The following is a 13,685-nucleotide window of genomic DNA, read 5'->3' as shown; positions in this document are numbered from 1 at the left end:
TCGATGAAACACATTCGTAACTTTTCGATTATTGCGCACATCGACCACGGTAAATCGACCCTGTCGGACCGTCTGATCCAGACTTGCGGTGGCTTGTCCGACCGCGAGATGCAGGCTCAGGTGCTTGACTCCATGGATCTGGAGCGCGAGCGCGGCATTACCATCAAAGCACAGAGTGTGACCCTGAACTACCAGGCACAAGACGGTAACACCTACCAGCTGAACTTTATCGACACCCCAGGCCACGTGGATTTCTCCTACGAGGTCTCCCGCTCTTTGGCGGCCTGTGAAGGGGCGCTGCTGGTGGTGGATGCCGGCCAGGGGGTTGAGGCACAGACTCTGGCCAACTGCTACACCGCCATGGAAATGGATCTGGAAGTGGTGCCGGTGCTGAACAAGATTGACCTGCCGGCCGCAGAACCCGAGCGGGTTGCCGAGGAGATCGAAGACATCGTCGGTATCGACGCAGTCGATGCGGTGCGCTGCTCCGCCAAGACCGGTCTGGGTGTTGATCTGGTGCTGGAAGAGATCGTCGCCAAGATCCCGGCACCGGAAGGTGACCCGGATGCCCCGCTGCAGGCGCTGATCATCGACTCCTGGTTCGACTCCTATTTGGGCGTTGTCTCTTTGGTGCGGATCAAGAACGGTTCCCTGAAGAAGAACGACAAGATCAAGGTGATGAGCACCGGTCAGGTGTGGGGTGTCGATCGTATCGGTATCTTCACGCCCAAGCAGGTGGATACCCAGGGTCTGGGTTGCGGCGAGGTAGGTTGGGTTGTCTGCGGTATCAAGGACATCCACGGCGCGCCGGTGGGCGATACCCTGACTCAGGCCAAGAATGGTGCCGACAAGGCGCTGGCTGGCTTCAAGAAGGTGAAGCCGCAGGTTTATGCGGGTCTGTTCCCCATCTCCAGCGATGACTACGAGTCGTTCCGTGACGCCCTCGACAAGCTCTCCCTGAACGATGCCTCCCTGTTCTTCGAACCGGAGAGCTCCACGGCGCTGGGCTTCGGCTTCCGTTGTGGCTTCCTCGGCATGCTGCACATGGAGATCATTCAGGAGCGTCTGGAGCGTGAATACGATCTGGATCTGATCACTACGGCGCCGACCGTAGTGTACGAGATCGAGCTGACCGACGGCTCCACCATCCACATCGACAGCCCGGCCCAGATGCCCGCCATCACCAGCATCAAGGAGATGCGCGAGCCGATCGCCGAGTGTCATATCTTGCTGCCGCAGGAGTACATGGGCAACGTGATCACCCTCTGTATCGAGAAGCGTGGCGTGCAGACCAACATGGTCTACCACGGCAAGCAGGTGGCGCTGACCTATGAAATCCCGATGGCGGAAGTGGTGCTCGACTTCTTCGATCGTCTGAAATCCACCAGTCGCGGTTACGCCTCGCTGGATTACGGCTTCAAGCGTTTCGAAACCTCCGACATGGTCCGTCTGGACATCATGATCAACGGTGAGCGCGTCGATGCCCTGGCCATCATCACCCACAAGGACAACGCCCAGTATCGCGGTCGTCAGGTGGTGGAGAAGATGCGCGAGCTGATCCCGCGCCAGATGTTCGATATCGCCATTCAGGCGGCCATCGGCAACCAGATCATCGCACGCAGCACCGTCAAGGCACTGCGTAAAGACGTAACCGCCAAGTGTTACGGTGGTGACGTGAGTCGTAAGAAGAAACTGCTGAACAAGCAGAAAGAAGGTAAGAAGCGGATGAAGTCTCTCGGCCGTGTCGACGTGCCGCAGGAAGCCTTCCTCGCGATTCTCCACGTCGGAAAGGATTAATAGATGGCAAGCACGTTTTCCCTGATCCTGGTGGTGGTCTGCGCGATCACCGGTGTTATCTGGTGTCTGGACAAGATGATTTGGTCCAAGCAGCGCGCCGCCAAGATTGCTGTGGCTCGTGCCCATGGCGGTGCCCACCTGGATGAGAAGACCCTGGCCAAGGTCGCCCCCGTGCCGGTCTGGATTGAGCAGACCGCCGGGGTGTTCCCGGTCATCACCTTTGTGCTGATCCTGCGTTCGTTCATTTTTGAACCGTTCCAGATCCCGTCAGGTTCCATGATGCCCACCCTGCTGGTGGGCGACTTCATCCTGGTGGAAAAATTTGCCTATGGTCTGCGGGACCCGGTGACCAACACCAAGTTCCTCGAGACTGGCGAGCCCAAGCGTGGCGACGTGGTGGTGTTCAAGTATCCCCTTGAACCGCGCGTTGACTACATCAAGCGGGTGGTCGGCATGCCGGGTGATCGGGTCATCTATCGCAACAAGGAGCTGATGATCCGGCCCAAGTGCGAAGAGCAGGAAGGGAAAACGTGCCCGGGCTTCAAGAAGCTCGACGTCAAGTTTGAACAAAGAGGCGAATTTACCCAGATGGGGATCCCCCTTGATCGCTATACCGAGCAGTTGGGCGATGTCTCCCACGAGACCCTGCGCAATCCGCTGATGCCCGACATGGTTGGCCGTTACTATCGCCAGCCCGGCACCTACCCCGACGAATGGGTGGTACCGGAAGGCCAGTATTTCGTGATGGGCGACAACCGCGACAACAGCACCGACAGCCGCTTCTGGGGCTTTGTGCCCGAGCAGAATCTGGTCGGCAAGGCGGTCGCTATCTGGATAAGTTTTGAATTCGAGCGCGAAGAAGGCTCCCTGCTGCCAAGTTGGGTACCGACAGGTGTGCGCTTCAACCGCATTGGCGGAATCAAGTAAATGAATATCAAGATGAACAGACTGCAGTCCCGTCTCGGGCATGTCTTTGCGGATCTGGAACTGCTGACCCGGGCGCTGACTCACCGCAGCGCCGGCTCTCGTCACAATGAACGACTGGAATTTCTGGGTGACTCGATTTTGAGTCTGGTGATTGCCGACGATCTGTTCCACCGCTTCCCGCAAGCGGCGGAAGGGGATCTCAGCCGGATGCGCGCCACCCTGGTGCGCGAGAAGACCCTGGCCGAACTGGGCCGGGAGTTTGACCTCGGGGATCACCTGATCCTCGGTCCCGGCGAACTCAAGAGCGGCGGTTTTCGCCGCGAATCCATTCTGGCCGACACGGTCGAGGCGGTGATCGGTGCCGTCTATCTGGATACCAATCTTGAGACGGTGCGGACACTGTTGCTGAGCTGGTATGCCAGCCGCCTGGAAGAGATCAAGCCGGGCATCGAGCAGAAAGATCCCAAGACCCGTCTGCAAGAAATTTTGCAGGGAAGCCGCAAATCCCTGCCGACCTACACCGTGACCAACGTCAAGGGCGAGGCCCACAACCAGGAGTTCACCGTCCAGTGTGACGTGGAAGGTCTGGATGGTCCCCTCGTCGGGGTCGGCACCAGCCGTCGCAAGGCCGAACAGGCCGCGGCGCAGCAAGCATTGGAAAAACTGTCATGACAGATACCACCTACTGCGGCTTTGTCGCCATCGTGGGCCGCCCGAATGTGGGCAAGTCCACCCTGCTTAACAAGCTGCTTGGCCAGAAGGTCAGCATCACCTCGAAGAAGCCCCAGACCACCCGTCACCGGATTTTGGGGATCGACACCGAGGATAACTACCAGACCATCTATGTGGATACCCCGGGTCTGCACATTGAAGAGAAACGGGCCATCAACCGTCTGATGAACCGTGCCGCCACCAGTTCGCTGGGGGATGTGGCCATGGTGGTGTTCATGGTCGACGGTACCCACTGGACCAAAGACGACGAGATGGTGCTGGGCAAGCTGCGCAATCTCAAGTGCCCGGTGGTGCTGGCGGTCAACAAGATCGACAACGTCAAAGAGAAAGAAGATCTGCTGCCCCACCTCGAGTGGCTGGGCCAACAGATGAACTTTGCCCATATTCTGCCCATCAGTGCCGAAAAGGGCACCAACGTGGAGAAGATCCGCGAGTGGGCCAAGGATCTGCTGCCGGAAAACGTCCATTTCTTCCCGGAAGATTACGTGACCGACCGCTCCTCCCGTTTTATGGCTTCCGAAATCATCCGCGAGAAGCTGATGCGCTTCACCGGTGAGGAGCTGCCCTACTCGGTGACGGTGGAGATCGAGCGCTTCAAGGTGGAAGAGAACGGCCTCTACCACATCCACGGCCTGATCCTGGTCGAGCGCGATGGCCAGAAGAAGATGGTCATCGGCAACAAGGGCGAGAAGATCAAGACCATCGGCACCGAAGCACGCCTCGATATGGAGCGGCTGTTCCAGAACAAGGTGCACCTCGAGCTGTGGGTCAAGGTCAAGTCGGGCTGGGCTGATGATGAGCGCGCCCTGCGCAGCCTCGGGTATGGCGACGACTGATTGCTGACCCCGGCTTTCGTCATCCACAGTCGGCCCTATCGGGAGACCAGCCAGCTGGTCGAGGTCTTCACCCAGGATAGTGGCCGATTTACTCTGGTGGCTCGCGGTTCTCGCGGGCCACGCTCCCCTCTCAAGGGGCTGCTGCAACCCTTTACCCTGCTCACCATCGCCTGGCGCGGCAAGGGGGATCTCAAGAACCTCACCCAGGTCGAATGCCCGGATCACTCCCTGCGTCTCGGCGGCGATCGCCTCTTCTACGGCCTCTATCTCAACGAGCTGGTTTACTACCTGCTGGAAGCGCACACCCCGTTCCCCGAAGTATTCGACGCCTATGCCCGTGCCATCATGGCGCTGGCCGATGGCGAGACGCCGGAGCTGCCGCTGCGTCGCTTTGAGTTCCTGCTGTTGCAGGCGCTCGGCTATGCGGTCGATTTCGAATACACGGCGGACGACGAGTCGCCCATCGAGCCGACCTTGCTCTATGGCTTCGAGCGTGAATTGGGCTTTGTTGCTTGCGAGCGGGCGCCGGATCCCCGTACCCTGTTTCTCGGTGCCCACCTGCTTGCCTTTGCCGAGGGACGTTTCGATACCCCTCCCTTGCTGCAGGCGGCCAAACGTTTCAGCCGATTGGCACTGCAACCCTATCTGGGCAAACGCCAGTTAAAGAGCCGGGAGCTGTTTTTAAAACGCAAAGCCAGCATCCAAGGCTGACACAGATTACAGACATACGGATATTGGCGCGGTGTGATTCGCTGACCGCGCAGTCAACAGATGAAGCCTTTCAAGGAGTTCTCAATGAGTGAAATCTATCTGGGTGTGAACATCGACCATATCGCGACTCTGCGCAACGCCCGTGGCACCCAGTACCCGGATCCGGTACAGGCCGCCTTTGTGGCCGAACAGGCCGGGGCCGATGGCATTACCGTGCATCTGCGAGAAGATCGCCGCCACATCACCGACCGCGATGTGGAGATCCTGCGTCAGACTATCCAGACCAGAATGAATCTGGAAATGGCGGTGACCGAAGAGATGATCGGCATCGCCTGCCGCATCAAGCCCCACTTCGTCTGTCTGGTGCCGGAGAAGCGCACCGAGGTGACCACCGAGGGCGGTCTGGACGTGGCCGGTCAGCTGGACAAGGTGATTGACGCCGTTGCCCGCCTCTCTGCTGTGGGTGCCCAGGTATCCCTCTTTATCGACGCCGATCCCATCCAGATCGATGCGGCTGCCGAGAGTGGTGCCCCCTTTATCGAGATCCATACCGGCCGTTACGCCGATGCCACCACAGATGCCGAGCGCAACGCCGAGTTCAAGCGTATCGCCGCCGGCGCCTCCTATGCCGCAGGCAAGGGCTTGAAGGTCAATGCCGGCCACGGTCTGCACTATCACAACGTCAAGGCCATCGCCGCCATCCCCGAGCTCTATGAGCTCAACATCGGCCACGCCATCATCGGCCGCGCCGCCTTTGATGGTCTGGCCAAGGCTGTGAGCGATATGCGCCTGCTGATGCAGGAAGCCCGTCAGGGGATCTGACCCACCAGACAGGCGGCCTGATGAAGTCTGCCAAAAATAACAAGGGACGCCACGGCGTCCTTTATTATTTCTGGCCCTGTTCAAGCAAGGGCAATGGGTTGGCGGCTATAGAGCTGTAATAACCCAGCACAATCGGCTATAAGCAGTTGATGTCAAAAGGGTTACACTGGTTGACCCTGTGAATTGGACGAGATTGTTATGGATCACCCCCTGTACCACCCCGATATCACCGAACTTGAACCTGTCGCTCGCGCGGCGGGAGCGGCCATCATGGCTATCTACAGCCAGCCCTTCGCGGTGGAGTACAAGAGCGACGAGAGTCCGCTGACCGCGGCCGACAAGGGTGCTCATGAGGTGATCGTTCAGGGGTTGGCGCGGCTGACTCCGGATATTCCCGTATTGTCGGAGGAGTCAGGGCCCGAGGTGATGGCTGCACGCCACGGCTGGTCCCGCTACTGGCTGGTGGATCCCCTCGACGGCACCAAGGAGTTTGTCTCCCGCAACGGCGAGTTCACCGTCAATATCGCGCTGATTGAAGGGGGGGCGCCGCGCTGGGGGCTGGTCTATGCCCCTGTGCTGGACAAGCTCTGGTATGGCGGAAAGGGTCTCGGTGCCTGGCGCATCGCCGATGGCAAGCGCGAGCCTATCCAGACCCGGCCTCATCGTGAAGGCGAGGCGTGGCGAGTGGTGGGCAGTCGCAACCACCTGTCGCAGGAAACCCTCGATTTCTTGGCTCCTTTTGGCGAGATCGAGCTGGTTTCCATGGGCAGTTCGCTGAAGTTCTGCATCATTGCCGAGGGGGGCGCCGAGCTCTATCCGCGCCTCGCACCTACCTGCGAGTGGGATACCGGCGCTGCACAGGCGGTGCTGGAGGGGGCGGGTGGCAGCGTCACCCAGCTCGATGGCTCACCCCTTGCCTACAACAACCCCGATATCCTCAATCCCTGGTTTGTCGCCAGAGCGTGACCTTGTTGGTGCGCTGAGCATCGCGCAATAAAAAGAGGCCGGAGCGGGTTGTACATCCGTTCCGGCCTCTTTGTATTTGACGCAGTTTTAAAAGACTTTCTTGAACGGCTTGATGGTCACTTTGGCATAGACGCCAGCTGCCACATAGGGATCGGCATCGGCCCAGTCTTTGGCGTCAGCCAGCGAGGCAAACTCGGCGATGACGGTGCTGCCGGTAAAGCCTGCATCGGCCGGATCCTCTGCATCGATAGCCGGGTTGGGGCCGGCGGTCAGCAGGCGCCCTTCATCCTGCAGGGCTTGCAGGCGAGCCAGATGGGCAGGGCGAACTTGCTTGCGCAGTGGCAGGCTATCGGGGACATCTTCGGAGTAGATGAGATACCACATGAGACAATCCTTTTCTGATGAGGGTTACTTTTTGGGTTCGTCTTTTTGCTGGGACAACTGCTCGGCAGGGATATGGCGATAGAGATAGACGCCGCTCAGCAGGGTAAAGACCAGCGTCATCCCCAGCAGGCCGAATACCTTGAAGTTGACCCACATCTCTTGCGGCAGGTTGAACGCCACGTAGAGGTTGAGCAGGCCACAGACGGTAAAGAAGCCGACCCAGCCGAGATTGACCTTGTCCCAGACTGCATCGGGGGCTTGCAGCTCCTTGGCCAACATCTGTTTGATCAGATTCTTGCCAAAGCCGTAGCGGCTGATGAGCAGGCCCAGTGCGAACAGCACGTTGATGACGGTCACTTTCCACTTGATAAAGGTGTCATCGTGGAAGAAGACAGTGAGGCCGCCGAAGAAGCCAACCAGCAGGAAGGTGAATAGCTGCATCTTCTCGACTTTGCGATAGCGGATCCAGCTATAGGCGAGCTGCAGACCGGTGACCACCACCAGTGCGCCGGTGGCCATATAGATGTCGTAGAACTTGTAGACCGCAAAGAAAACGATAAGTGGAATAAATTCAATAAATTGCTTCATTGTTGGCGCCTAGTCCTCAAAGATGGCCTGCAAATTTCGCCCAGTCTACCTGTACAGCAGACAACGGCAAATGAATAAGACCGCTCATTTTTACGCCGGTTCCGCGCTGTCGCCAAACAGTTGGCGTGCAATCGAGATCCCCAGTCGCTGCTGATCGGCCAGCAGGTCGCGGATATGGCGCTCTTCGATAAGCGGGTTGAGCAGCACGGCGCGCAGCAGGGTGAGCGGTTGGGCACCGTAGCGTACCACCGCCCGCTGGGTACGGGAGACAAAGCTGTGCCCTTCGGCGCGCTGGGCTTTTTGCAGCGCCACGTTGAAGGCATTGATCTGTTCGTTGGCCGTCTCGTCCAGCAGCTTGCCCTGTAGATGGGGCGGGATGCAGCGGTAGGAGAGCAGGTTCATCACCGGAGCAGACATCAACTCGAAGGCCGGATTGCTGGTGATAAGCTCGGCCATCAGTCTGGCTCGGTCGTAGTTGGCCTCGAGCAGGTCGGCATAGCCCTGCTGGCCGAACAGCTGGAAGGCGGCATCCAGATAGAGGGCGTTGGCCGGGCGGGTGCCCTCCAGGGTAAAGCGACCCTGATCGAACGAGGTGGCACGGATGGCGTAAGGGGCCTCCCGCTTGACCGCCATCATCAGGTCTGGCTGGCGGCAAAGCAGCATGCCGGTACCGAGCGGCACCAGCAGTTGTTTGTGGCCATCCAGGGTGACGGTATCGGCTCGCTCGATCCCGGCCAGCAGGGTTTGATAGCGGGGGGAGAAGAGGGTCGGGCCACCCCAGGCAGCATCCACGTGGAAGTGGATCTGCTCGCGTTCGGCGATGGCCGCCAGCTCCGGCAGGGGATCGATGGAGCCAAAGTCTGTGCTGCCCGCCACGCCGACCAGCGCCAGTACTTTCAATTTTTGCTCTTTGCTCTGGATCAGCGCCTGCTCCAGCGCGGCCAGACTGAGCCGGTTCTGTTCGTCGGTCTCGAGGCGCCAGACGCTGCGGGCGCCCAGTCCCAACAGATCCATCCCCTTGTCGAAGGAGTAGTGCATCAGCCGGGAGCCCAGAATGACGGCGCCGCGATAGCCCTGCTCATAGAGGGCGAACAGGTTGTCGCCGCAGGCACGGTTGCGGGCTAGCCACAGCGCCGTGACGTTGGCGATGGTGCCGCCGCTGGTCATGACGCCGAGGGCGGCATCCTTGGCATGCATCTGCTCGCCGTAGAAAGCATCGTCCCTGCCATAGATGAGGCGGTGCAGCTTGGCCAGCACCTCCCGCTCCAGAAAGCTGAGCAGTCGGGAGGACTCCATCTTCATCGGATTCTGGTTGAGCATCACCAGCAGGCGCGACAGCTCGGCAGTGAAGGCCGGCAATGGTGCTGTCATATGACCCATGTAGCGTGGCGAGGTGAGATGGGATGCGCCGGGTACCAGGGTGGCCAGCCGCGCCAGATACTCATCGATGGAGAGACCGACCGCAGGCATTCGGGATTGAGCGAGCTGGTGGGTGAACTGGTCGCGCTGGTAGATAGCCTGACTGTCGTCGGAGTGGTGGAAGCTCTCCAGCAAGGTGTTCATCGCCTCGCCAAAGGCGGGATCCGCTTGTGTAAACAGCTCAGTCAACGTCATCAGGTTCTCCAGACCAGGTCACCGGTGTTGGTGTCTATGCCGCTTCTGTCGGGCATCGGCGGCAGAGCATACACCAAAGGGGGGCGGGTGACAGCCACTCCATTTTTTAAGCGAACACTTGTACTCCGAAATGGCGCTGGGTAGAGTGAGCCACAGTTATTGTGGAGTCGATGTTATGAGTGGTGTGATGGATTACTCCCCCCGGGAGGAGCTGGCAAACCGGCTGAGTCACGGTGCGGGATTGTTGCTGGGGATTGTCGGGCTGGTGCTGTTGCTCATCAAGGGATGGGGGCAGGGTACGCAGGCGCTGGTGAGCTACAGCCTTTATGGCGGCAGTCTGGTGCTACTCTATCTTGCCTCGACCCTCTACCACAGCATGGCGGAAGGGCGGGCCAGACGCTGGTGCAAGGTGTTTGATCACTGTGCCATCTATCTGCTGATTGCCGGTACTTATACTCCCTTCCTGCTGGTTGCACTCGACACGCCGCTGGCAAAGGGGTTGATGGTGGTGATCTGGGCCCTGGCGCTGGCTGGCGTGGTGTTCAAGTTGGTATTTATCAACCGCTTCAAGAAGTTGTCGCTCTTTACCTACCTGATGTTGGGCTGGTTGTCGCTGGTGGTCATCTACCAGCTCTATATCCATCTGGCCGGTGAGGGGCTGCTGCTGCTCGGGCTTGGCGGCCTTATCTACAGCCTCGGGGTCATCTTCTATGTGGCCAAGCAGATCCCCTATAACCACGCCATCTGGCATCTCTTTGTGCTGGGTGGCAGCGTTTGTCACTTTATGGCCATTTACGGCTACGTCGCCTAACGTCTTGCAACTAGCCCTTAATTGGTATTTTTAGCGCGTAAAAGGATAAATTCGTGCGGTATCACACAGTTGGCATCAGCGTTTGCTGACAAGCTAGGGCCAGTTCAATTCGCAAAGGATGCACGAAATGAGTGAAATCGCGCTTTCCATCAGCATGTTGTCGCTGGTGGCAGTGCTGGGACTCTGGCTTGGAAACTGGCGAGTCTATGGCGTTGGGTTAGGGATCGGTGGGGTGCTGTTCGGCGGCATCATAGTGGGTCACTTTGCCGGGGTGTCAGAGCTGGCGCTCGATGAGCAAACACTCCATTTTATTCAAGAGTTTGGCCTGATCCTGTTTGTCTATACCATCGGCATTCAGGTCGGCCCCGGTTTTTTCTCGTCATTGCGCAGCTCCGGACTCAAGCTCAATGCCTTTGCTGCTTTGCTGGTTATCCTGGGGTGCATCGTTGCGGCGGCACTTCATCAACTGTTTGATGTGCCGCTACCGGTGATCCTCGGGGTCTTCTCCGGTGCCGTGACCAATACCCCATCTCTTGGTGCGGGTCAGCAGATCCTGGCGGAGCTGGGAGCTCCCCATGGTTCAACCGGGCTGATGGGGATGGGATACGCAGTGGCCTATCCATTCGGCATCTGCGGCATTTTGCTCACCATGTGGCTGGTCAGGGTCTTCTTTCGCATCAAGATCGACGATGAAGCCGCCCAGTTCGAGTTGCAGACAGGTAAAACCAAGGAGAGCTTGCAGACCATCAACATCGCGGTACGCAACCCCAACATGCATGGCTTGATGCTGAGCGAGATCCCGAGTCTCGACGAGTCTGATGTCATCTGCTCACGCCTCAAGCGTGGCGACGAGCTGATGGTGCCGCGCCCTGATTCCCGTATCGAGCTGGGCGACCTGCTGCACCTGGTTGGTGAGCGCCATGCACTGCACAAGGTGTTGCTGGTGCTGGGTGAAGAGGTCGACACCTCCCTATCGACTCGCGGTACCGACCTGAGGGTGGAGCGGGTCGTGGTGACCAACGAGCAGGTGCTGGGCAAGAAGATCCGCGATCTTGACATCAAACAGCGCTATGACGTGGTGATCTCGCGCCTCAACCGGGCCGGTATCGAGCTGGTACCGACCAGCCAGACCAGTCTGCAGTTTGGTGACATCCTCAACCTAGTAGGTCGTCTCGATGCCATCGAGGCCGTGACCAATGTGGTCGGCAACGTGCAGCAAAAACTGCAACAGGTGCAGATGTTGCCGGTATTTATCGGGATTGGCCTCGGCGTATTGCTCGGCTCCATCCCCTTCTACCTGCCCGGATTCCCGGCCGCTCTCAAATTGGGTCTGGCGGGGGGGCCGCTGGTGGTGGCGCTGATCCTGTCGCGGATCGGCAGCATCGGCAAGCTCTACTGGTTCATGCCCCCCAGCGCCAACCTGGCGTTGCGGGAGATCGGGATCGTGCTGTTTCTGGCGGTGGTTGGCTTCAAGTCAGGGGCCGGCTTTGTTGATACCCTGATCAACGGTGATGGCCCCTCCTGGATGCTATATGGGGCAGCGATTACCCTGATCCCCTTGCTGGTGGTCGGGGTGCTGGCGCGTCTCTATGGCAAGATGAACTATCTCACCCTCTGTGGCTTGCTGGCTGGCTCCATGACGGATCCTCCCGCATTGGCCTTTGCCAACGCCATGCACCCGACCAGTGGTGCCAGTGCGCTCTCCTATGCCACTGTCTACCCGCTGGTGATGTTCTTGCGGATCATCTCGCCGCAACTGCTGGCCATCATCCTCTGGGCCGGTGCATAGGGTTAATTCTGACAGGAGCATGCCTTGTCATGCTCCTGTCATGATAATGTAATGTATTGATAATTTTAGTTTTTATTTTTCGGTAATCCCCTCGTCACCCTTCTGTCTGGCTGAACGGTCCAGCCTCAAATCAGTCTATTCTTTCGAATTTTCGAACTGGTTATTTGCTCTCTCTCTGTGCAGAGTAGGCTGTGGCTTTTTGCATGCAAATCAGGATTCAGGAGAGAACATGATTACCAATTCCGTTACTCTGGAACAGGGCGTAACCGTCACCCAGCTCAAAGGTCAAGTTTATCAGGTGGCTGCAGATGGTAGCCGCAAGTTGCTGGTGGAAGGGGATGTGCTGCCGAAAGGGGCGGTGATCATGTCGCCGGATGGCGCCAGTTTCATGGGCGGCGGACAGTCTTTCAATGTGCAACCTGCCAGCGAGCAGAGTGAGCCTGCCGAAGAGGAAGATGCTCCCCAGCTGGCGCAAAACAGTGCCGCAGGCACACCCGATGATATCAGTGCCCTGCAAGAAGCCATTTTGGGTGGCGCTGACCCGACCCAGGCCTTTGAAGCCTCCGCCGCAGGCGGTGCACCTGCTGCCGGTGGTGGTGGTGTTGGTGGTGTCGCCGGAGCCAGTGGCAACGGCGGTTTTGTCACCATCGACCGTACCGGTTCCGCAACCATTGCTGAAGCCACCTTCGATACTATCTACAACGCCAATGGCGAGCCACCGCTGGATGCGGCTGGAGAAGATGAGGTATTTGACCTTACGCCTCCAACCATCTCCGTGGTAGCGCCAGACAATACCAATGACACCACTCCGACCCTGACCGGAACCACGGATGCGCCTGCAGGCAGCACGGTGACCCTGGTGGTGACCGATGTCAACGGCAATCAGCAGACCCTGACCGCTATTGTCACACCTAATGGCACCTTCACCGTGGATGTGGTTACCCCACTGGCCGAGGGTTCTTATACCGTCACCGCCACAGTGACCGATCCTGCGGGGAATACCGGCAGTGCAACTGATGATGGCAGTGTGGATGTAACCGCTCCAGTGATTACTGTTGATGCACCTGACAATACCAATGACACCACCCCGACCATCACGGGTACTACGGATGCACCTGCTGGCAGCACGGTCACTCTGGTCGTGACCGATGCCAATGGTAACCAGCAAAAATTGACCGCCACGGTACAACCTGGTGGCAGCTACAGCGTAGATGTCACTACTCCGCTGGCCGAAGGCAGCTATGAGGTGACGGCCAGCATCACCGATCCGGCTGGCAACACAGGTACCGCTACCGACGATGGCAGTGTTGATAGCAAGGCCCCTGACCTGGCCATCACCCTGGATGCCGACATCACCGCCGACGACGTCATCAACGCCGCCGAAGCGGGTCAGCAGATCCCGGTCAGCGGCACCGTGAGCGGCGAGTTCAAGGCAGGGGACACCGTCACCCTGACCGTCAACGGCAAACCGTTTACCGGTCCGGTGGATGCCGATGGCCGCTTCACCATCTTGGTGGCGGGCAGCGACCTGGCGGCCGATGGCGACCGCACCATCGATGCCAGCGTGACCAGCACCGACGTGGCGGGCAACAGCGCCACCGCGACCGACAGCGAAGGTTATGAAGTGGATACTGACCTGCCGAGCATCGACCTGGCGGCGATTGGCGATGGCAACCTGTCGGTGGATGAAGCCAAGGCGGTCGAGCTC

13 protein-coding genes are annotated in these 13,685 nt (G+C 58.9%); 10 read left to right on the top strand and 3 right to left on the bottom strand.

The window, feature by feature from the left end; translation table 11 throughout:
* Positions 1-3: 3 nt before the first annotated feature.
* The 7 genes from lepA (at position 4) to cysQ (ending at position 6,791) form a co-directional block, all read left to right on the top strand.
* A complete protein-coding gene (gene lepA / locus G5168_RS19335; RefSeq protein ID WP_005335396.1) occupies positions 4-1,797 on the top strand; it encodes a translation elongation factor 4 in 1,794 nt (597 codons plus the stop codon).
* A gap of 3 nt (positions 1,798-1,800) precedes the next feature.
* Positions 1,801-2,724 carry a signal peptidase I gene (lepB, locus tag G5168_RS19330; protein ID WP_005335395.1) on the top strand — a complete coding sequence of 308 codons (924 nt, stop codon included), beginning with the start codon at positions 1,801-1,803 and terminating at the stop codon, positions 2,722-2,724.
* Positions 2,725-3,396 carry a ribonuclease III gene (gene rnc, locus G5168_RS19325; protein ID WP_005335394.1) on the top strand — a complete coding sequence of 224 codons (672 nt, stop codon included), beginning with the start codon at positions 2,725-2,727 and terminating at the stop codon, positions 3,394-3,396.
* A complete protein-coding gene (gene era / locus G5168_RS19320; protein WP_005335393.1) occupies positions 3,393-4,292 on the top strand; it encodes a GTPase Era in 900 nt (299 codons plus the stop codon). Before rnc ends, era begins: the two co-directional genes overlap by 4 nt.
* Positions 4,293-5,003, top strand: a complete 711-nt coding sequence (recO, locus tag G5168_RS19315; protein WP_041210624.1) for a DNA repair protein RecO — start codon at positions 4,293-4,295, stop codon at positions 5,001-5,003.
* Positions 5,004-5,087: 84 nt separating this feature from the next.
* On the top strand, positions 5,088-5,825 hold the full coding sequence (gene pdxJ, locus G5168_RS19310; RefSeq protein ID WP_421252595.1) for a pyridoxine 5'-phosphate synthase: 738 nt from the start codon (positions 5,088-5,090) through the stop codon (positions 5,823-5,825).
* Between the two features lie 198 nt (positions 5,826-6,023).
* Positions 6,024-6,791 (top strand): 3'(2'),5'-bisphosphate nucleotidase CysQ, encoded by a 768-nt coding sequence (gene cysQ, locus G5168_RS19305; RefSeq protein WP_408082986.1) that lies wholly within the window; start codon positions 6,024-6,026, stop codon positions 6,789-6,791.
* 87 nt (positions 6,792-6,878) lie between these two features.
* Here cysQ and G5168_RS19300 read toward each other — a convergent pair whose 3' ends face one another.
* From G5168_RS19300 to G5168_RS19290, 3 genes are all read right to left on the bottom strand, one after another.
* Positions 6,879-7,175: a YciI family protein gene (locus G5168_RS19300; RefSeq protein WP_227342015.1), complete on the bottom strand. Its 297-nt coding sequence runs from the start codon at positions 7,173-7,175 to the stop codon at positions 6,879-6,881.
* A 24-nt stretch (positions 7,176-7,199) separates the two neighbouring features.
* Entirely contained in the window at positions 7,200-7,763 is a 564-nt protein-coding gene (locus tag G5168_RS19295; protein ID WP_005354349.1) for a septation protein A, read from the bottom strand.
* A 90-nt stretch (positions 7,764-7,853) separates the two neighbouring features.
* Complete coding sequence (locus G5168_RS19290) at positions 7,854-9,377, bottom strand: aminotransferase class V-fold PLP-dependent enzyme (RefSeq protein ID WP_421210072.1); 1,524 nt, start codon at positions 9,375-9,377, stop codon at positions 7,854-7,856.
* Between the two features lie 175 nt (positions 9,378-9,552).
* Between G5168_RS19290 and trhA the strand changes: the two genes are divergently transcribed.
* From trhA to G5168_RS19275, 3 genes are all read left to right on the top strand, one after another.
* On the top strand, positions 9,553-10,188 hold the full coding sequence (trhA, locus tag G5168_RS19285) for a PAQR family membrane homeostasis protein TrhA (protein ID WP_005335337.1): 636 nt from the start codon (positions 9,553-9,555) through the stop codon (positions 10,186-10,188).
* Positions 10,189-10,315: 127 nt separating this feature from the next.
* Positions 10,316-11,977 carry a putative transporter gene (locus G5168_RS19280; RefSeq protein WP_216952965.1) on the top strand — a complete coding sequence of 554 codons (1,662 nt, stop codon included), beginning with the start codon at positions 10,316-10,318 and terminating at the stop codon, positions 11,975-11,977.
* A gap of 229 nt (positions 11,978-12,206) precedes the next feature.
* The coding region (locus G5168_RS19275; RefSeq protein ID WP_421231745.1) for a retention module-containing protein at positions 12,207-13,685 on the top strand (1,479 nt) is incomplete at its 3' end.

The organism is Aeromonas sp. 600724 (genome assembly GCF_049175135.1).
Taxonomy (GTDB): domain Bacteria; phylum Pseudomonadota; class Gammaproteobacteria; order Enterobacterales; family Aeromonadaceae; genus Aeromonas; species Aeromonas veronii_A.
This window is presented reverse-complemented; position numbering and strand designations above follow the sequence as displayed.